We start from the raw sequence: 21595 nt of genomic DNA on the forward strand, positions 1-21595 counted from the left end.
AAGGCGAATACTAAGTTCGGAAACAGCCAAACTTAGTATTCCCAATGGTTTTGGCCGATGGGACAATTTGTCCCTTATCCGCCTATATCAATAGCCCTCATGCCTTGCGCCGAGAACGGATGAGGGATTAAGCATCATCCTGAATCCAGGCCTCAACAATCCGAGAAGGAATGCGAATCACAGGATGCTCAAAGAGGGCTTCAATAGCGGCATCCCCCCCAGCCTGCAGGGCACGTTGAAGGCGATTTTGCAGGGAAGCATCCATTTTGACCGCGGCCTCAACGGAACGTTCGGCCTGAATCCCACCCAACTTTGATTGGGCCACAATCCCCAGAACATTCTGGACATCTGCCCGCAAAGCGGTAAAGTCCACTTCTGTCATTTGCGGCTCAATGGGTTTGGGAGCCGGGTCTGAGTTCACCATGTTCTGGACAGCCCCGGCAATATCCATACCCGTGGTATGGCGAATCTGCTCCAGAAAAGCTGCTGCTTTCGTCGCTCCTCCCCCATTGGTCGTATCCACAACCGTGACATTCTGGACCGTCACCTCCGGCACCGTAGCCGTTAGGGTCGATAGCAACACCTCCAGTTTTTGCAATAGAAAAATATCGCGAGCACTGCTGCCTGCTTTCTGCCAGGATTCTGCGAGTCGCAATGTACCTTCTGCCTGGGCTTTACCGTCCTCAATAATCTGGGCAGCATCCCCTTGGGCTTGGGCAATGGCCCGCTTGCATTGGGCTTCGGCTGGGGCCACCACATCAGCCTGAAGCTGTTGTTCGACCTGTTTGATCCGCTCTTGCTGCACTGGAATTTCAGCTTGAATCCGGGCTAACTCCGAGGCAATGTCAGCCTCCGATTCTGCAACCACTGCCCCTCGCTTGGTTTTGGCATCCTGGAGTCGGCGTTCAGCTTCGGCGGTGGCAATACCGATGTCTCGGTCTAATCGCTTGAGAGAGGTAATTCGTTCATTTTCTGCAGATTTAATGCTGGATTCTGCCTGGGCTTCCGCTTCCGAAATCCGCGCATCCCGCTGGAGATCGGCTTGCTGTTTGCGACCAATGGAGTCTAAATAGCGCACATCATCGGAAATATTTTGAATTTGCAGGGTATCTAGGACTAAACCTAGCTGCTCTAAATCGTCTTCCGCTTCTTCCAATAGGCTTTTGGCGAAGGCAATTTTGTCTTCATTTACCTGCTCCGGGGTTAAGCTAGCCAGGACACCTCGTAGATTGCCTTCTAGGGTTTCCTTGGCAATTTGCTCAATTTCTTTTCGGCTTTTGCCCAAGAGTCGCTCAATGGCGTTATGAATGGTGGGTTCTTCCCCAGCAATCTTGATGTTAGCTACACCTTCCACTTGTAGAGGGATTCCCCCTTTGGAATAGGCATTGGCAACTCGCAAGTCAATAATCATATTTGTGAGGTCCATGCGTAAGGCCCTCTCCAGCAGGGGATATCGACCACTACTCCCCCCTTTAACAAGGCGATACCCCACTCGTTTACCATCAGCGGTTCGTTGGCTACTACCCGCAAAAATTAAGACTTCACTCGGTTGACAGATGTAATAAAGATTACGGAAAGCTAGGACAGCTGCGCCTGTGCCCAACCCCATAACACCCAATAGGGCAACAATAATTACTTCCATTACTAATCTCCGTAGCTACCACTAGATTGTTTAAGAGTGCCAATAACATCAATACCAAGGGTTTGATCTACTTGTTCAAGGAAATGGCGAACCATTTCCGGATAAGCATTGACTAAGCCAGCCAGGGACTGACCGTTGCCATTATCAATCACATTTATTCGCTCTAAATTGACGCGGTTGGGGATGGTTGCGGCTTGTTGCAGCACCATTTCTATCTGCTGAATTAAAAAGACCTCATTGGCATGAACTCCCATTTTTGACCACACTTGGGATAACAAATCGTTGACCTGGGCTGCCGCTTTGGCATTTTCTCCTAAGCTTGCAGCGGTGCCTCTGGCTTGAAGTTCCCTAGCCTGCCGTTGGGCTTCGGCTGGAAGAACCTCATCGGCTTCTAGACGCAAGCGTTCTAAATTAGCCCGCATAGCTTGGAGTTGCTGTTCTGCTCGGGCACGGGCTTCTTTCCCTGCCGCAATGGTCCGCTCTTCTTCCGATTTGGCCCGTTGTTCCAGTTCCGCTTTGATTTTGCGCAGCTCATTTTGTTTTTGCTGAATAATAGCTAGAGCCTGGGTTTGGGCCACTTTCGAGCGCTGTTGGCAATCTGCTTCAATCCGCTCGGCTTCTCCCATAGCATTGGATTCAGCAATCTCGGCGTCCCGGACAACTTGAGCAATTTGCCGCCGACCAATCGAACTGAGATAGTCAACATCGTCAGCAACACTCTGAATTTTGAGAGTATCAAGCTGTAACCCTAGTTTCACCAGTTCTCTGGATACATCCTGGGCAATCCGCTCTGCAAACTGGAGCCGATCTTCATTGATTTGTTCTGGAGTCAACAGGGCGACGACACCCCGCAGGTTGCCTTCCAGGGTTTCTCTCGCCACTCGCAGTATTTCTTTGCGATCGCGATCGAGAAACCGTTCAATCGCATTTCCCACCACGTCTGGATCGCTGGAAATTTTAACATTCGCAATGGCTTGAATATCCAGCGGGGTTCCACCTTTTGAGTAAGCATTTTGGACTTCAACAGGCACCGGCATGGTGGTCATATCCATCATTTTCACCGTTTCCAGAATGGGGATGGAAATGACCCGTCCTCCGAAGATGACGCGATAGCCAACAGTTTGCCCCTCTTTGTTTTGATGCTTACGGCCAGACAAAATCAAGATCTCATTGGGATTACAAATCCGCAAAAAGCTCTTGAGGGACCCAACAATCAGAATGACCAACACTAGGGATAGGGCAATAGCCACCACAGGCATACCCGATCCACCTGTTTCTGCCAGCTGGTTCAGGATGGCTTCCTTCACCTTGCCGAGCAGAACAAGAACCAAGTCCATTTCTATTCTCCTTGGTTCTTGTTCTGCGCTTTGAGGGTACCCGTGACATCAATACCGAGGGTTTGATCGACACGATCGAGGAATTGTCGCACCATTTCTGGATAGGCATTCACCAAACTCGCAATAGCTTGCCCATCACCGTTATCTATGACATTGATCCGTTCTAATTTGACCCGATTGGGAATCTCTGCTGCCTGTCGAAGCACCATCTCAATTTGCTGAATTAAGAAGACTTCAGCAGCATCCGTGCCTGTCTCCTCCCAGACTTTGGACAACATATCGTTGACTTGGGCCGCGGCTTTGGCATTTTCCCCTAAGCTGGCTGCTTCTCCTCGGGATTGCAATTCCTTGGCCTGCCGCTGGGCTTCAGCAGGAAGAACCTCATCAGCTTCTAAACGCAACCGCTCTAAATCAGCCCGCATCGCTTGGAGTTGCTGTTCTGCCCGAGCACGGGCTTCTTTTCCAGCAGCAATAGTGCGTTCTTCTTCTGATTTAGCTCGCTGTTCTAGCTCTGCTTTAATTTTGCGTAGCGCATTTTGCTTTTCCTGAACAATGGCTAGAGCCTGGGTTTGAGCCACTTCTGACTGCTGTTGGCAGTCGGCTTCAATCCGCTCAGCTTCTCCCATGGCATTGGATTCAGCAATTTCCGCATCCCGGACAATTTGGGCAATTTGCCGTCGACCAATCGAGCTGAGATAGTCAACGTCATCAGCAACGCTTTGAATTTTGAGGGTATCGAGCTGTAACCCTAACTTCACCAGTTCTCTGGAAACGTCTTGAGCAATCTGCTCTGCAAATCGCAGTCGGTCCTCATTAATTTGCTCTGGCGTGAGCAGGGCCACAACGCCCCTTAAGTTCCCTTCTAAGGTTTCTCTGGCAACCCGTAAAATCTCTTTGCGATCGCGATCTAGGAATCGCTCAATGGCATTTCCCACCACTCCTGGATCATTAGAGATTTTAACGTTGGCAATGGCTTGGATATCGAGCGGTGTACCACCCTTGGAATAGGCATTTTTGACTTCTACCGGAACAGGCATCGTGGTCATATCCATGATTTTGACGGATTCCAAGAGTGGAATCGAAATCACCCGCCCTCCAAAAATGACCCGATAGCCCACGGTTTGCCCCCCTTTGGTACGATGCTTGCGCCCCGATAAAATCAGGATTTCATTGGGGTTGCAAATTCGTAAAAAATTCTTGAGAAACCAAACCACCAGGATGACACCAAAAATAGCCCCCGCGATCGGTACCGCTGTTGGAAGGCCAGACTCCTCCCGATTGACTCTGCTTGAAGATTCAACTTGGGCAATCAAGTGGGATTGCTCCCAGATGGGCTGGTCAACAGACTCACTCATAGATTGAAATTTCCTGCTACTTACCATGTCAAAAAACACAACAATGTAACGACAACACAAAAACTACAATGCGCTACTAGGTATTGCTTAAAGCTCTAAAACTCAGGATGCACCGCTGCCTAAGGCATCTGGCGGTTGGTTAAAGGAATCGCTAGAGACGACCCAAACTCGGTTCTCTTGGGTGCCGACCACGACAACTTGTTCTCCAGGTTGAAATGAACTATTGCCATCGGTGAATGCCACGACTTCCAGGATGCTGCCTTTTACTTTTAAGCGGACTTTGCCTCGGGATTGGGCATCAAAGGGAACTTCAACAGTGCCCGCTAATCCCACCAAATCATCATGGCTGATCAAACTATCAGCCTGCTGATATCGGAGGTACAGCAGTAACCCAGACATAATGGTTCCACAGATCAGACCCATGACAATCGCGAGTAGCGTAATGGCTAGAGCAGACAACCCAGTTTGCAAGAAACTCAGTAGAATGCCGGTTAGGCCAAAAAAACAACTGCCAAAGGTCCAGAATTTAAGGCTTTTAATCAGACCCAGTAAGGGGAACTTTCGACTTTTTGGAGAGATGGAATCGAAGGTTGATGAGGGACGAGATGTTTGATCAAAGATTTCTACATCTGAGTCAATTCCCAACTCATCTAGTTCAAACTCAACCCCATCAATCCCACCAATAACTGCTAGAAGAACAAAAACACCGCCAATCAGAAAACAAGACCAATACAGGGTCAGCATTACTGAATTCACCTAGTAGGCTATCTCAATCTTAGCTACTAGACTTCCCAATTGTCGGAAATACCAAACATTCTTAAAGGAGCAAAAAAAAATGGTATTAAGCCATCACCATGGTCAAAATTTGGATGGCAATCACGGCCACTGCCAGAACCACCATAATAATCAACGTTCCCCGGCCACCTGGCACTAGCATTTGGGGTGAAGTTTGCAGGGGTGAACGATATCGTAAAGTCCAAGCCATAATTGCCGGGAGGATTCCCCCTAGAACCGAAATACTAAAGGCTCCCGCATAGTCGAGGGCTGTAAAGAAGATATTGGGATTTAAGGTAGAGAGTCCTAATGCTGGCAGAAAGACCATGGAGTAAAAGGGAAGACGATTGTCTGAGGTAATTTCCTGAACCTGAAAGGCATCTTTCAAGAAATCCAGTAGTCCGTAGGTGAAACCGATAAACGAGGTTGCGATCGCAAATTCCGAAAACACCGATACCACAATACTCAGCCCTGGCGACTCGGTATTATTTCGCAGTATTGCCAAGGGGTCCAATACCTCGCTGCCAGTGCTCAAGCTGGCTAGGCCCCCCATACTCCCCAAGATCACTGCATTCCAAATTAGAAACATCAGCAATGGAATCACAGAGCCCACAACAATCGACTGGCGGATTTTGCCTAAGTCGCCCTCCAGTTGTGTTGCTACCACCGGCACAACGTTGTGATAGAACAGAGCCACTAACATCACCGAAATGGCCGGACTAATGGCTGGCCAGTTTTGGTGGACCAATTCTCCTGGATCAACCTGAGTGCTACTCAGCACTAACAGGGCCATAAACGTGAGGATCACGATGCCCACAAAGGTGCTGTTAAATTTGGCGACCAGCCGGTCACTTCCCCAATACAGAAGTCCCCCAAAGATCAAGGCAAACACCGTTGGCCCTGCCCAACCCGGAACAGCCCCACCAACTAGATGGCCCAGCCCACCAGAAAGAATATCTCCCCCTTGAGAGAGGTAAGCAACGAGTAACGCATAGTGCAGGAATAAATAGGCTCCACCCGCCACGTTGGCAATGGGTTTGCCCAGGGTACTTTCTACCATCCCCAACAGTCCCATATTGGCCTGACCCGATCGGCGCATACAGAAGACATTGACTTCAGCGAGTAAGAGCGCTGCCACAAGAGCGTACCCCCAGACCACCATTAACATCACCGTCGAGGGTAGAAAACCGGCTGGTTGGGTCATTGCCGGTAGGGCGAGTATGCCAGCCCCAACAGTGGTCCCAGCAACTAACGCAATTGAGGCTCCTCTTTGGTCAGGTGCCTGCTTCAAGGGCTGAGCTGGGCTATCAAGTTTGATTGACGGTCTGTCTTCTGTTAGCAAATCTTTTCTCAAGTAGCAGAGACTACATTAACTGTAATCTTACTTCATGAAACTCAAGCTTTACTAACAACAGTGAGGGCTATTATCCTGATCTGCATCAGAATCAACCGCTTCAGCATGAGCTGAATTCGGTGATGTAACGATTGTTGGCACAGGATCGTAGCCGCCAGGATGAAAGGGATGGCAGCGACAAATCCGTTTGAATGCTAGCCAGCTTCCTTTGATGGCTCCCCATGTAGAGATCGCTTCGATGGCGTAGGCAGAGCAAGTGGGATGAAAACGGCAGGATGGAGAAAAAAAGGGGGAGATCAGTCGTCGATAAACCTGAATAAACCCAATTAATAGCTTTTTCATAAAACTGACTCAAACTAAAACAGGGATAGCCTAACGGTCTATCCCTGTTCAATCGCAAAAATTTAGATGTAGAGGTTGACTCTATCCAATTAACCCGTAACTACCACAAAGCTGGGATAGGCTCAGAAGGAATTGGATCGGGCTCAGCACCACCATAAGGAACGATTGGTTCCTGGACCGGGGGAGCAACCACAGGAGCGGCTGCTCTAGGTAGGCAAACTTTGGTAGCCCAAGTGTTTTCGAACCGAGTCACCATCATTTCTTTGCCAGGCTCTAGGCCCAAGCGAGCAATCGTGCTTTGGGACACTCGCGTATCAACAGGTGCGTCAGCGCCTTCAGGTAAGAGGGTAACGGTTTCGCTTTCTAAATCAACATCCGTGACCGTACCGCGAATAACTTCATCCACAGCAGGAGGCTGAACCTTAGACACCATACCTTCATCATCGACATCAAAGCCGATTAAGTCTCCCTGACTCAAGCTTTCAGAACTTCCTTCAGGGACTGAGTAGGTTTTTTGAGTGCCGTCTAAAAGGCGAACCTCTAGATTCTGGCCATCATAAGAGCGAACAAGCCCATAGTTTCCGGGTAGAGATTGTGGATCAATACTAGTTTCTTGGGCAAGACTGACATTCACCGACCCGAAAGAGGCGATAGTGGTTGCCAGTAGGGATATACCTGCTCCAGTCAATAGGTTTTTCATTGGCGTTCTCTTGCAGATTTGGTTTGTATGCTAGATACCCCCAGCCTAATAAAGCCAATTATGGCGCAGAAATTTGCATATGCCTAGGTCTAGCGGTGAAATATTCATGTCCACCAGCTATATTATGCATATTTTTTCGAAATTAAAATTATTCACCGATATTTTTTTCAAGTTTTTACATCAATCAATACCGAAGAGGATGCTCGGAAGCCAGCGCTAGCAAGAGCTTGAACGGCCATATGCTCATTTTGAACTCGAAACTGAGAACCTAGCCGGATCAGCTGACTTTTCTCATCTCCCTTAATTTTGGCAATGACTGACACTTTGGCACCATTTTCTTCCCCAGCCTGCTGTCGCAAAATTTCCTTGAGCCGTTGCTGTTGCTGGATATTGCCCGCATCTTGAGCTGGAATTTCGACCATCACTAGCTTTACCTCCTCGATCGGCTCAGCATCTTCAACAATGATCTGAATGCGATCGTCTCGCCGATCCACTTTTCCCCAAATCATCAGGCGGAGGTCCGTCTCAATATATTCGCCAATCCGCTCAAAGCTTCTAGGGAAGACGACGCCTTCTGCCTTACCTGACAAATCTTCCATCTGCACGATCGCCATCCGATCGCCTTTCTTGGTGATGATCGGCTTGACTTCTGTCAGTAATACAATGGCGCTGACCGTCGTTTTCTCTGGCTGCTCTTCTAAATTTGCCAAACTGATGGGAGCCATTAACCGGGCGGGCCGCTCAATTTCTCGCAAAGGATGATTGGAGATATAGAAGCCGAGGATTTCTTTTTCCAGCTTTAGCTTCTCGGATTCCTGGAAATCTTCAACGGGTTCGGCTTTAGGTGCTGTCTCTAATGAGGTAGGCGCATCCCCTTCGCCGCCCATAATGTCAAACAGATTGCCTTGGCCGATAGCTCGATCCTTGGCCCGAGACTGGGCCCATTCTAGGATGAGTTCTAGATCATGAACTAACTGATTACGATTGGTGTCAAAGGCATCCAGGGCACCGCTATAAACGAGCGCTTCTAATGCCCGCCGATTGACAACCCGTGGATCAACGCGATCGCAAAGCTCTGCTAAAGATTCAAAACCACCATCCTCATCCCGAGCCGTCAAAACAGCTTCAATGGCACCTTGACCCAAATTGCGAACCGCAGACAGTCCAAACAGAATACTTTTTTCTAAGGGGGTAAAGTCCACACCAGATCGATTGATGTCAGGGGGTTCCACTTCAATCCCCATACTGAGGGCTGTGGCAATGTACTTCTGCACCTTATCTTGGTCGCCACTATTGGCGGTGAGCAGGGCCGCCATATATTCGACGGGATAGTTAGCTTTTAAATAGGCTGTTTGATAGGTGACATATCCATAGGCTGTGGAGTGAGATTTATTGAAGCAGTTGGCCGCAACCCAACCATTGGCAATCAAAAAATTATGATCTTGGGCGAGACCGATGTCATAAACGGACTGTAGGCCGAGGGAGCGACGTTGGATGATCTTCACCACAGTACTTAAATCCTAGATTGATGCAATGGGGCAAGTTTCTCACCATCTTAATCCTAAAATTTCTCCTGACTGAATTGGACGATGGTTGGGTTGGGATTTGTAATCTTGCTTTAAGGTTTATGGCTTACAGCACGGGAGATATCGATTGTTCGACTTGTACGCCGCGTTGGACCATGGTTTTTTGAAATAATGGAGTAGGAATTGCAGCTTCGACAGGCCAAACCCCAGGCTTATCTAGTGCCTGAGTCAGGATCAGTTGGGCAATACTTCCAGTGCCGTATCCGGCTGCGATCGCAGTATCTGGCAACACCAATGTCGATACAGCCTGGGTCGGCTGCCCCTCCCGCATCCCCGTCACTGCCGAGCGCATGGCGACTCCAATCCCGCTAAACCGATCCGTAAATTGTGTCGTCACAAAGCCTCCCCAAGATAAAAACTCAATCATGCGTCGGTTTTGTAACCAAGGCTTAGGCATCCAATGAGCCAAGGCCCAGGTAATACCGTTATAAATCTCGGGCACTGACCCAAACTTGGTAATTACAGTCTGTACGGGAAACGTTTGGGGCAAGGTGAGCCGTTCCGGCACATCAAACCAAAAGACATTAACCCGACCATAGGGGGAGGGAAAGGTAATAACTTCCCGACCGCTATAGGGTTGGATGAGCTGCCATTTCCCCTGTAGCCACCCAGGGAACGACTCAATTAATCCCAAAAAAGTAGTTCGCATAATCGTCACGCCAGCCCCACCGGTTCCGGCGACGACATAGCTGAGGTGAATGGTATCGGCTTGATCTAGAGCTTCTACATCCTGACGAACCATGCTGTTGGAAATCCCTGGGAAAACCCCCGTGTTGATGATCGCAGTCACGCCTGCTGCTTGGGCTTGTTCCTGATATTGGAGCGCCTTCTCCGTAAAAGAAGGATGATCGCTGACATCCAGATAGTTGACCTGGTTTTGGATACAGGTTTTCAAAACTCGGGCATCACGATCATGGAACGGACCTGCACAGTGAATGACTAGATCATGGGATGCGATCGCAACATCCAATGCCCCTTGATCATCCAAATCCAGCTGCAAAGCCTGAGACTGAGCACCTAAGCTCGCAGCACTATTTTGAGCCGCCTTCGAATCACGACTGGTGAGTGTAACAACCCCTTCTGAATGTTTAACTAAATCAGTGGCAACGCTTTGCCCTATCCGCCCAACTCCACCAATCACTAAAACCCTGTTCATACCGCTGATTGTCCTACAGACTCCTCATCTTAAGGTTGTAGCTTGAATCAGAAAGTTGGATCGCAGAAAGTGGTCACTCAAAAAGGGGGGATCAAAAAAATTTGGCAAAGTTGGGGCAAACTAGCCTAAAAAATATGGACGTTGAATGAAAAAACTTGGATTAGAGTAGACTTTATGTCTGTAACAATTGCCAACCCATACGCAACTTATCCGTAAGAGTTTTGGGGGCTTCCGTTGCATTCATCCAATACTTGCCATAAGTTGAAATACTTTTTTGACGGATGTCTTGGGCTTTTGGACCATACCAAATATCACGAGCCCCTTGATCCTTAACATTACCAATGCTAAGCCAATGTATAGATAGAAAAATATCTCCATTGGTGGTGATGGTAAAAGTGCGCAGACCTGTTCGATTCGGGCCAACCTGTCTCCCCAGATCTTCTTCTCTAAAGTAGGAGGGGAGTAATGTGAGCAATTGCTCACTATTCATGATGGGCGCTCCCTGTTGCTTAAGCGTGATCAGTTGCTCTCCAATCTGAGCTAACTCTTCCCAATCTTTCTCTTCAATCCAGAGTTCATCAAACGTTTCGTCCGTAGATCGACTTAAAGGTTGAAAGTGAACTGCAGTTGCGCCTATTTCTTGTGCCCATTCTACAACAGCAGGTAAGTACCGAAAGTTTTTTGCTGTAATGGTCGTCTTGATCACTATCGGGAACGATTGTTGTTGCTTTATTCGTTCTTCAGCCAGATAGGTGATTCCTTGCGATAAGGTGTCAAAAAGTCCAGGAGTCCCTCGCAAGTAATCATGAACTTCTGAATTTGGAGCGTCAACTGAAATATTGACATTAAATGGTCGTGCAGAGGCTATTTTTTGCACATTTACCCTTGATAAACAAGACCCATTTGTTGTAACACCACTATGAATACCTTGTTGAGAGCAAAATTGAAGTAGATCAATAAAACCCGGCTTCAAAAAAGGTTCGCCTCCACTAAAATTAATTGAAAATTCACCGACAAAAGCCTTTATGCTTAACAGTGCATTTTGCCACTCTTCAATCGATAATTCGTCTTGATATTCTTTCAAACGCCAGTATTCACAGTACCGGCATTTAACATTACACCGCTCGTTGACTAATCCTGAAAAGCTTATGGGCTGGGTAAAATCGAAGCTCGTCTGCAAGTAAGCTGCTTCAGCAATTGCATTTTTCGCATGTTTAACCCCTAACCTCGCTAGCGTCTTGAATTGCACTCCAATTTTCCCTCATATTTCCACTCGCATAACAGCAAATTATAGTCACATTTAGCTTAAGTCTAAATCTACAGATTTACTATTACCAGAGACCATACAATAACTATTCAGAGTAAAAAATTCAAGATACTCCAATTCATTATTATTTTTACTGCTGTTCTTTTTTAGAAATAAAAGTTACTGCCCAGGCTTAAATCATTATGTTGAGAATGAAGTTATCACTCTCTCTGGCGCTATGTTTTAAGTACAACAGCAGTCAATCCATGATCTTCCGTTGAACAAGAAAGTCTCTGATCAGAACATTAGTGAATCTGATATTCGAGCAATCTACCATCAAGGTGAGGATGCGGTTGTTGAGCTAGTCACCCGTCTTATCGAGCGGATAGAGCGACTAGAAGAACGTCTTGACAAGGATAGTCGTAACAGTAGTAAACCACCCTCAGGCGATGGCTTTGGGAAGCGGACAAAAAGTCTACGGGGTAAGAGTAAACGCAAAAGTGGCGGGCAAAAAGGGCATCCTGGTCGCACATTGGAATGGCGTGATACCGTCGATGCCGTGGTGTTACATCCGGTGACTCAGTGTCAAGAATGTGGTGCCTCTTTAACCGAAGTAGCAGCCCACAACTATGACCTTAGGCAGGTTCATGAATTACCCCCTTTGTCATTACAGGTGATTGAGCATCAAGCAGAAGTCAAATATTGTGAGCACTGTCAAACCTTGAGCCGGGGTGTATTCCCTGCAGATGTCACCAATGTAGTTCAGTATGGCAGCAGCCTTAAAGGCTTGATGGTGTAATTGATGGACGCTCAACTGTTGCCGTTTGAACGAACGAGTGACCTGTTGAAAGAAGTTTTTGGCTGCCAGGTTTCTGAAGGAACCCTCTGCAATGCCCGTACAACCTGTGCTCAGAAATTAGAACCGATTGAGGTACAGATCAAAGACGGTATTGAGCAAGCAGCAATAGGGCATTTTGACGAGACAGGCCTGCGGGTGAACAGCAAGCTATGGTGGCTACATGTCGCCTGTACGAGTGGGTTGACCTACTACTTTGTTCATGCCAAACGCGGAAAAGCAGCGATGGACGAAATGGATATTCTGCCGAACTTTACGGGCACCAGCATTCATGATGGTTGGCAGAGTTACGCCACCTATGATTGCCCTCATGGTCTCTGCAATGCTCATCATTTGCGGGAGTTACGCTTTGTCGTTGAGCACTATCAGCAACCTTGGGCTGAAGAGATGATGACGTTGTTGGTGGACATCAAAACTCAGGTAGAGAGTGCTCATGCTGAAGGCTTAAAAGCTCTCAGCACAGAACAAATCGAGATGTTTGAGCAGCGTTACCGAAAAGTATTAGCCGATGGATTCAAGAGTAATCCAATCCTGCCAGTTGATGAAAACGCACCTAAGAAACGAGGCAAGAAAAAACAAAGTACACCGAAAAACCTTCTCGACCGATTTGAGAAGTACCAATCTGCTGTCCTGGCCTTTATGTATGATTTCCAGGTTCCCTTTGATAACAATCAGGCTGAACGGGATATTCGCATGATGAAATTGAAGCAGAAGATCTCAGGCTGCTTCCGCTCTTTGGCGGGTGCCCAGCAGTTCTGCCGTATTCGCGGTTATATTTCGACTTTGAGAAAGCAAGATATCCCTGTACTTGATTCACTTAGAAGTATTTTTGTTGGAACTCCTGAGGTACCAATGCTTCAGCCTGGGCAGTAACAAAATAATTCTGATTATGCAGAGCGATTTTAAGTCGTATATTCAGCATTGATTTTGACGTAGTCATAGCTCAAATCGCAGCCCCAAGCTTTACCCTTCCCATTACCATCACCGACGCTAACCTGAATAATCACAGGATCTTGATGAAGATATTGGCTGGCCGCCTCCCGATCAAATGCTTGGGGCGTACCCTGATGCATCAAGACAAAATCCCCCAACTGGATATGGAGCTGGGTCGCATCGAAATCTACCCCTGCCCGACCGGCTGCCATCGCGATTCGACCCCAATTAGGGTCGCGACCAAATACCGCCGACTTCACTAACATCGACCCAGCAATGGTTTTGGCAATCTTCTGGGCTCCTGCTTCGTCGGCAGCGCCTTGGACCTGGACTTCAATCAGACAGGTTGCCCCTTCTCCATCCCGAGCGATTTTTTGCGCCAACTGCTTACAAACTTCTGTCACCAGAGCTTCCACTTGATCGGCTTCAAGACCTCCCTGTATGGCTGGAGCAGAAGATTGACCATTCGCCAGGGCCAGCAGCATATCGTTGGTGCTGGTATCCCCATCCACCGTGACTTGATTAAAACTGCGATCGGCAGCCCGCCCAATCATTTGCTGCCAGAGTGCTGGCTCGACCTGGGCATCACAGGTGACAAATACTAACAGAGTTGCCATATCGGGATGAATCATGCCCGAACCTTTAGCAATACCCCCCACCCGAACTGGTTGGCCTCCAATGTAAGTTTCCAAAGCAATGGTTTTGGGTACTAAATCAGTGGTCATAATCGCCTGGGCGGCCTGATCAGACCCCTCGACGGAAAGCTGTTCCACCAGTTTGGGCATGGCTGCTTTCACCTTATCCACAGGAACTTGTTCACCAATCACCCCGGTTGAGGCAATCAGAACCGCTTCCGGGGTGAGTCCTAAGGTTTGAGCTGCACTCTTCGCCTTGGCAAGCGCTGCCGCATCTCCCTGGGGACCAGTTCCAGCATTCGCCTGACCTGAATTACACAAAATAGCCTGAATTTCAGTGGGGCCAGTTTGGATCCGGTCCTGGCTATAGGTGACACAGGCGGCTTTGACTCGGTTCGTGGTAAATACCCCAGCTGCATGGGCTTTGACATCGGACACAATCAGAGCCAAATCTTTCGCGCCGGATGGTTTTAAGCCTGCTGCCATGCCTGCTGCGCGGTATCCCTGGGGAGCGGTCACTCCGCCTGAAATGGTTTGCCAATCTGCCATTACTTTTCCTTACCCCCACTGGGGACTGCATCAGCAAGCGCAGGCCCATGGACTACGCTTAACGCTCTATTCTAGAGGTCTTCAAGATAGGGTTTCAAGCTAATATCAGCCAAAGTCAGAAGGGTTGGCCCCAAACTCTTTGACTCAATTCTGGCGTCGTTGTTTGTCATAATGAGGCTAATTCTGTTCATCTCTATAGCAAACCGTTTTTAAAAATGACTGCTGCTTCCCCCCAAGCACCTCGACTCGCATCTCGTGTGGTCAACGGTCTCTTAGCCATCAAACCCCTAGCTAACTTTGCTAAATTTCAAGCCCGAAAGATGATGATTGAGCGGGCAGAATCGATTGGGGTGCCCTGGCGGAAGAGAGCCTCTTCCCTGATGGATCGGGGCTTAGAGGTATGGGAAGCAGAGCGACAGGCGATTCAAACCCCCGATTTGAACTATCCAGACTATTACGTGGTTTCCTTCCATGCTTACGAATCAGGGAACCTGAGTTGGGAAGCGGCCACCGAAGTAGAAGTAGCCTCCTACGCAGCCCATGCCCGAATCTGGCCTGAGTCGGGTGCCAAGGGGGATGGTCGCTTGCGTCAGAGCTATCATCAGGTGATGCAAGAGCAAATTTCCACTGCCCCTAAAGATATTTTGGATATGGGGTGCAGTGTTGGCTTGAGTACCTTGGCTCTGCAAGAGACTTATCCTGAGGCTCGACTAACGGGGTTGGATCTGTCCCCGTATTTTTTGGCGATCGCAAATCACAATACCCCCGCCAACGACTCCCTGCAATGGATTCACCGAGCTGCGGAAGAGACTCACTTACCGGACAATAGTTTTGATTTGGTCTCCATTTGCCTGGTATGCCACGAGTTACCCCGCACAGCCATCCGCAATATCTTTGCCGAAGCCCACCGTCTACTGCGGCCCCAAGGACATTTAGCCATCATGGACATGAACCCCAACTCGGATGTCCATCGTAAATTGCCCCCCTATGTGCTGACACTCCTCAAGAGTACCGAGCCTTACTTAGATGACTACTTCACGTTTGATATTCAACAGGCTTTTGTAGAAGCAGGTTTCCAACAGCCCTCTTTTACCTGTAATAGCCCTCGTCACCGCACGCTTATTGCCCAAGTGTAATCACTCAACTCCACTGCATAAGACCCAATTAGGTACGATAGCTTCAGCATTTTACAGGTTAGAGCTGGCTTTGGTATGTAATACAACTCAGCAGAGCAGATTTGGTCTAAATAAGTTAATAATTACGATCTTCAATCCCTAAAATAGCTAGATTCTATTTTTGTATACTCGGGAAGTAATTTATTTTTATTCATTGACTACAATCTGATCCCAGAGTTATGAGTATGCAACTTCTCTTCATTAATTCTATGTATTGAAAATGGCTAAATGACTATAAATAGTGGCATTTACAACTTATTTGATTAATTTAACTGCATATTAGTCAATATTTTTCACCCTAAATATTAGTATCGCTATCTCTGAAATACACATAGCTAGAAAATTATTTGATTTTGAATTTTTATTGCAGTCTGAATAAAGTCATAATCCCGGCCTGAAAAGTATTTATTGCAGCTCTGTGTCCATCTGAATTGTGAAACTGACTTGAGGTCCAACTTAGTTTTTCCGCAAGAGAATCAATCTGGGATATCCCTGCCCATTACTACAGTCCTGTCTCTAATGGGCGCAACGCTTTCCCTAAGCTTGCTGTATCCCTACCCTCTCAATGCCCAGGTCGTTCCCGACCAAACGCTACCGATTAATTCCCAAATCACCATCAATGGCAACAATATTGTGATTGATGGTGGAACGACTGCGGGAAAAAATCTGTTTCATAGCTTTGAGTCATTTTCGATAAAGAATACAAACAAAGCTGTATTCAATTCAGCTCCTGCCATCGACACCATCATTGGTCGAATTACTGGAAAATCCATATCCAATATTGATGGCGTCATACAAGTAAATAGCAACGCCAATTTACTTTTCCTCAATCCCCATGGCATCATCTTTGGCCCCAATTCCAGCCTAGATATTGGCGGCTCTTTTCTTGCTAGCACTGCAGTAGGAGTCCGATTCCAAGACGGTAGTCTATTCAGTACAGCTAAACCACAGCCTCCACCCCTCTTAACTATTTCTCAACCGACGGGTCTCCAATTCAATGGAACGCAATCAGGAAAGATTGTGGTTCAGGGCAGACTAACCGTTCCATCCAGCCAAACTCTCGCCTTGGTGGGTCGTGATGTTCGGTTTGAAAACGGTACTGCGATCGCAAAATCTGGACGGATTGAAATTGGTAGTGTCAGCAAAGGAACGGTTACCCTTTCTCCCTCTACGATTGGATGGCATCTGGGTTACAACCAAGTTCAGACATTTAGTGATATTCAGTTGCTGGCAGAATCAGCAATATTAACCCCCAATACGGTCAGCAATCCTCTAGGTGGAATCCAAGTCCAAGGCCGCCAAATTCGTCTCAACCAATCCGAAATTCGAGCCCAAACCTTGAGCGATCAGCCAGGAGCGGATATCAATGTTTATGCAAGCCAATCCCTGGATATTGGCGGCGAAGTAGATAGCTTCTTTCCCCACAGTTCCTGGATTGCAACTGTTGTGGAAAGGGGTGCAAAGGGTAAAGGTGGGCACATTGGTATAGAAGCTCCCAACCTATCCATCCGTGATGGGGGACGGATTCAGACCCTCAGTATAGGGAATGGCATCGCAGGAAATATTCAGGTCAATGCCAACCGTCTGTTCTTGAGTGGGGCAGCATCACCCACCGTCAATACAAGACGAGAGTTCGGCAATAATCTAAATACTCGTATTTCCAGCGAAAACTTCGGCCAGGGCGAAGGGGGCCGAATCGATATTAATACAGGCACATTAACCCTTCTTGATGGCGGCAGAATTACAACTGTTGTGGGCCCCTTTACCTTTGGTAAAGGGGGCGATATTACAGTCAATGCCTCTCAGTTCATCTTTGCAAAAGAGGTGAATCCGTTTTCGATCGATTCTGCGAGTAATATCTCTACTATTACTTTTGGCTTCGGTGATGCAGGGGGTGTCAACGTTTCAACTCAACGACTGCATCTAGTGAATGGTGCACAAATCAGTACGAGGGGCATCAAAATTTCTTTTGGTAATCAAGGGTTTACCCCAGGTGCTGGCAACGTCGGCAATGTAACCGTTAAAGCGGATCAAGCAATCACTATTACTGGGGCATCTCAGTTAGCCCCTGACTTTATTAGCTTTTTAGGAAGCATCACCAATGGAACGGGTAGAGGCGGCGATGTTGCCATCTTCACTCAAAACCTCACAGTTGAAGATGGAGGCAGCTTATCCTCTGCTGTATTTTCCTCTACCATTAACTCCGGTCCACCACCACCCAATATTGGAGAGGGAAACGGTGGCAATCTCACAATTGATGCTGCTAAAGTCAACGTCATCGGTATCAATACCAGTCCATTTAATCCTTCGCCTAGTATCTTAGGTACGTTTACATTAGGGCCGGGTAATGCTGGCAATACCACCATCAACACTCAGCAGTTGATGGTCTTAGAAGGTGGGCAGGTCAATACTGGCACATTGGCCAGTGGTAACGCAGGTCGATTATTGATCAATGCCTCAGCATCTGTGTTGGTGAGTGGTAGAGCCTCTAATGGTCTTCCAGCCCAAATTGCGTCGAATACCTTGGTTCTGAATGAGGCTACCCGCAACGTTTTCTTTCTTCCCCCTCAGCCCACAGGCAATACCGGAGAAGTCACGATCAAATCGAGGCACATTACCCTCTCTGATGGGGGGCGTATTGGTGTGCAGCATATTGGTAGCGGTAATGCTGGAGAGTTGAGCATCCAAGCTGATGCCGTTTTATTAAATAATCAAGGCGCTATTATTGCGGAAACTGCATCAGGTGAGGGAGGTAACATAGACCTCACCGTTAAGGGCAGCTTGCAATTGCGAAACAAGAGCCTGATTTCGACAGAATCCAAAGGTCTTGGCAATGGTGGCAACCTTAATATCCGTACCCAGTTCCTGATTGCCTCTCCATTGGAGAATAGTGATATTATCGCCAATGCCTTTGATGGCAATGGCGGTAACATCACCATCAATACTGAAGGTATTTTCGGCTTTGCCTCCCGAGAAACAGTCACTCCCTTTAGCGATATTACGGCCAGCTCCCAACAAGGGATTAGTGGTGTTGTTGACATCAATAGCCCTGAAGTTGATCCCAGTCAAAGCCTAATTGAGCTACCAGCTGTCGTCCAACCACCAGAGGACATCGCTCAAGGGTGCCGACCTGGACAAACCTTAGGAGGCAGTTCTTTTAGCCATGTTGGTCGAGGAGGACTACCCTCGGGTCCCAGTCGATACTTAACACCCCATACAGTATGGCAAGATCTCAGACCCCATCAGCAGATCCGTGTTAGTGCTGTTGGCAATCATCAAAATAAGCCGACAGCCGTTAAACCCCAACCTCAGCTCATTGAGGCCAAAGGATGGACTCAAGATTCTCAAGGCCGTATTCATTTAACTGCCGCCACGGCACAACCCCATCCCCCCAATGAAGCAAACTGTAGCTAGGTTAATTGAAAGTGGGACTCGCCCCCATGCTCAATCCAGCCATAAATCATGCCAGAGGTAGAATGGCCTGCACCGCATCGACCCTGAGCATCGACAACGATCACGCCCCCTAAGCCTTTGACCTTGGACACCAAATACTCCATCCCAGCCTGAGCGGATTGAGAAGCATCCAGGGATTGAAAGAAAATATAGTCTGAAATCGTTTTAGCCAGTACAGTCCGCATAAACTGCTCTCCATACCCCGTTGCCGAAACTGCACAGGTATCATTGTCTGCAAATACACCCGCACCAATAATCGGCGAGTCTCCCACTCGCCCCCAGCGTTTATTAACAATCCCACCTGTTGAAGTGGCTGCCGCCAGATTCCCCTCTAGGTCAAAGGCCGTAGCTCCGACTGTGCCAAACTTGCGTTGTGGTTCTTGTTCAATATCTTCATGATCAAGCACCATCTTGCCCGCCTTTTTAGCCTCTTGGAACTGTTTGACTCGGGACTCGATCACAAAATAGTCATCGGGTAGGCATTCCACTCCCCATAATTCCGCAAATTCCATTGCCCCATGGCCCACCAACATCACATGTTCACTTTTATTGAGCACAAGGCGGGCTAGAGAAATGGGGTTTTTGATATTTTTGATGCCCGTAATCGCTCCTGCAGCCAGATCTTGGCCATTCATGATGGCCGCATCCATCTCCACTTCGCCATACTCATTGAGGACAGAGCCACGTCCAGCGTTATACAGCGGATCATCTTCTAGCAAGCTGACGCAATGCTCGACCACATCTAGGGCGGAAGCGCCCTGCTTCAGCTTTTGGCGTCCCTGTTCCAAGATGCCAGAGATACTTTGGGCAAATTCTTCTTCGTTTCCTTCTGCTTGAATATGTTGAAGGGCACCTGCGCCCCCATGAATCATTAAGGAGTATTGGGTAGACATGATGGGGGAGAACGGGGGACTAAAAGGTAATCACTTGATTCCATAGACGAGAGCGCCATGAGGGGAGCAACCTCATGGGATCCATAGACAGAATCTGTTGCCAAGCTTGAACCCTATTCTCGCAACAAATGGTTAGTCTAGACCAGATTTATATAGGGGCAATCAAAGACGTTGCTTCAACTGTTCTCTCAAATGATTTTGCTGTTCTGGTGTTCCCGCTAGCAAAATAACCAGTTTGCCAATCAAGATACTGCCCCAATTCACAATGACGATGCCTTGCTGGGACTGGGAGTCGTATTCAATATCGGTCAAATCTAGCTGATGTAATGAGCGGGCAGAGGTAACAAAGGTTTGGCTGGTCCAGCTAGAGATATTGAGTTTATGAGCGATTCCCGTCGGATAGGAGGCTCCATTGAACCGTGGATTGCATTCAATGGCCAAATAGCATGGCCCTTCTTCCCTTTCCGCTACCGCAACATCAAAGGCAAAAATATCTTTCATTCCCTGCTGTCCCATCCATTGGGCCATGGGGTCAACCACGTCCCAAGGTTGATGAATCGTCGGATAGCGGTTACCACTGTGGGCACAGCCATCTAAAATTTGCTCTGAGGCAGCCAAAGGCTTTACCCCTTCAGATGTCACTTGGTACTGCAAATTCAAAAAACTCGTGGCTCTCACCTCTTCCTGGATCTGGAAAGGCATATAGTCTGGTAGTCCTTGTAATGCCGATACCAGTTGAGGCTCATCTTCACACCGAACAATCCCCACACCGTCGACCGAAATAGAGGGTTTGAGATAACAAGGATAAGGAATATCAGCGTCTAAATCGATGGCTGACTTGTCATCAAAACACAGGGTTTGGGGTACAGTCACTCCCAAGGTATGGGCCAAGTCCATAAAGTTGTTCTTGGAATTCACGTAATCAACTACGCCATACCAGTTTTGGTCGAGCTGTCGACATTGTTCAGCATAGGAACTTTCCTGATTGACCGCATCACCAAAGTAGAAAACGGACCGCTCTAGTTCGGGATTCTCAGCAATGCGACTCAGAGAAATGTCCCAAACCACCTGATGAGTATGAGGAAGACCCATTCGGCGATAGTGCTCCGTGATCGCCTGCCATTCTGATTTCAGCTCGGGGTGGAGCTGAATGACATCATCGGGTTCCGTCAGTCCTAGCACACGCCCGGAATACAGATAGTTGCCCTGCACTTGCTCATGGGTGCAGTTCATAATGTCATGATTGAAAATTTTCATACAGTTAGTTCCTCTGTTGTGTTCCGTTGGGATTGGGGTGCGATCGCACAATCAATGCGACAATCCAAAATTCCTTAAATTTGTAGGACTTATGAAGCGTAAATAGAACATTGCTCGTATCAGCACTAAACAAGCTAAAGAGGTAACGAACAATTAGATCAACAACCTATTTTGATGATTCATAAAAACAAAAAATATGCGAAAAACGCATTGGAGTTTGCATCGGTACTTATGAAGCGATTATATGCAAGACAAGAAGATGGTTTTTAGATTTAACAAACAATAGCACAAACATTATTTATTTCATTTTTTCAAATTTAATGATCTCTAAATGAAGCAAGGAAGATTAATT

At 47.7% G+C, this 21595-nt stretch carries 14 protein-coding genes and 2 pseudogenes; 3 read left to right on the forward strand and 13 right to left on the reverse strand.

All coding sequences use genetic code 11. The annotated features are described in order from the left end of the window. Positions 1-127: 127 nt before the first annotated feature. The 10 genes and pseudogenes from I1H34_RS17000 to I1H34_RS17045 all read right to left on the reverse strand — a co-directional run bounded on the left by I1H34_RS17000 (position 128) and on the right by I1H34_RS17045 (position 11495). A complete protein-coding gene (locus I1H34_RS17000; RefSeq protein ID WP_212662201.1) occupies positions 128-1642 on the reverse strand; it encodes a flotillin family protein in 1515 nt (504 codons plus the stop codon). Between the two features lie 2 nt (positions 1643-1644). Beyond that, positions 1645-2901 carry a flotillin family protein gene (locus tag I1H34_RS17005; protein ID WP_249370182.1) on the reverse strand — a complete coding sequence of 419 codons (1257 nt, stop codon included), beginning with the start codon at positions 2899-2901 and terminating at the stop codon, positions 1645-1647. An 80-nt stretch (positions 2902-2981) separates the two neighbouring features. Beyond that, positions 2982-4334, reverse strand: coding sequence for a flotillin family protein (locus I1H34_RS17010; protein WP_212662203.1), 1353 nt, complete (start codon positions 4332-4334; stop codon positions 2982-2984). A gap of 102 nt (positions 4335-4436) precedes the next feature. After that, a complete protein-coding gene (locus I1H34_RS17015; RefSeq protein WP_212662204.1) occupies positions 4437-5078 on the reverse strand; it encodes an NfeD family protein in 642 nt (213 codons plus the stop codon). Between the two features lie 97 nt (positions 5079-5175). Beyond that, the gene (locus tag I1H34_RS17020) at positions 5176-6312 is read right to left on the reverse strand and encodes an amino acid permease (protein ID WP_249369326.1); all 1137 of its coding nucleotides are present in this window, start codon (positions 6310-6312) and stop codon (positions 5176-5178) included. Between the two features lie 279 nt (positions 6313-6591). After that, positions 6592-6804, reverse strand: a pseudogene (gene yidD / locus I1H34_RS17025) (membrane protein insertion efficiency factor YidD); the annotation flags it as partial. Positions 6805-6904: 100 nt separating this feature from the next. Then, the gene (locus tag I1H34_RS17030) at positions 6905-7504 is read right to left on the reverse strand and encodes a hypothetical protein (RefSeq protein WP_212662207.1); all 600 of its coding nucleotides are present in this window, start codon (positions 7502-7504) and stop codon (positions 6905-6907) included. A gap of 167 nt (positions 7505-7671) precedes the next feature. Further along, positions 7672-9012, reverse strand: a complete 1341-nt coding sequence (locus tag I1H34_RS17035; RefSeq protein WP_212662208.1) for a helix-hairpin-helix domain-containing protein — start codon at positions 9010-9012, stop codon at positions 7672-7674. Between the two features lie 124 nt (positions 9013-9136). Then, positions 9137-10246, reverse strand: coding sequence for a saccharopine dehydrogenase family protein (locus I1H34_RS17040; protein WP_212662209.1), 1110 nt, complete (start codon positions 10244-10246; stop codon positions 9137-9139). A 172-nt stretch (positions 10247-10418) separates the two neighbouring features. Beyond that, positions 10419-11495, reverse strand: a complete 1077-nt coding sequence (locus tag I1H34_RS17045) for a radical SAM/SPASM domain-containing protein (RefSeq protein WP_212662210.1) — start codon at positions 11493-11495, stop codon at positions 10419-10421. 301 nt (positions 11496-11796) lie between these two features. On the opposite strand from I1H34_RS17045, the pseudogene tnpC reads away from it, so the two are divergent. Then, a pseudogene (gene tnpC, locus I1H34_RS17050) lies at positions 11797-13221 on the forward strand (IS66 family transposase). A gap of 29 nt (positions 13222-13250) precedes the next feature. Here tnpC and argJ read toward each other — a convergent pair. Continuing rightward, positions 13251-14465 carry a bifunctional glutamate N-acetyltransferase/amino-acid acetyltransferase ArgJ gene (gene argJ, locus I1H34_RS17055; RefSeq protein ID WP_212662211.1) on the reverse strand — a complete coding sequence of 405 codons (1215 nt, stop codon included), beginning with the start codon at positions 14463-14465 and terminating at the stop codon, positions 13251-13253. 215 nt (positions 14466-14680) lie between these two features. Here argJ and I1H34_RS17060 point away from each other — a divergent pair, with 215 nt between their 5' ends. Then, complete coding sequence (locus I1H34_RS17060) at positions 14681-15601, forward strand: class I SAM-dependent methyltransferase (protein ID WP_212662212.1); 921 nt, start codon at positions 14681-14683, stop codon at positions 15599-15601. A gap of 558 nt (positions 15602-16159) precedes the next feature. Further along, on the forward strand, positions 16160-19054 hold the full coding sequence (locus tag I1H34_RS17065; protein ID WP_212662213.1) for a beta strand repeat-containing protein: 2895 nt from the start codon (positions 16160-16162) through the stop codon (positions 19052-19054). Here the strand turns inward: I1H34_RS17065 and I1H34_RS17070 are convergent. Both I1H34_RS17070 and I1H34_RS17075 read right to left on the reverse strand, forming a co-directional pair. Next, on the reverse strand, positions 19051-19986 hold the full coding sequence (locus tag I1H34_RS17070) for an isoaspartyl peptidase/L-asparaginase family protein (RefSeq protein ID WP_212662214.1): 936 nt from the start codon (positions 19984-19986) through the stop codon (positions 19051-19053). The two genes, I1H34_RS17065 and I1H34_RS17070, sit on opposite strands and share 4 nt — an antisense overlap. 162 nt (positions 19987-20148) lie before the next feature. Beyond that, positions 20149-21243 carry an ATP-grasp domain-containing protein gene (locus I1H34_RS17075; RefSeq protein WP_212662215.1) on the reverse strand — a complete coding sequence of 365 codons (1095 nt, stop codon included), beginning with the start codon at positions 21241-21243 and terminating at the stop codon, positions 20149-20151. Positions 21244-21595: the final 352 nt, after the last annotated feature.

Source organism: Acaryochloris marina S15 (assembly GCF_018336915.1).
Classification (GTDB): domain Bacteria; phylum Cyanobacteriota; class Cyanobacteriia; order Thermosynechococcales; family Thermosynechococcaceae; genus Acaryochloris; species Acaryochloris marina_A.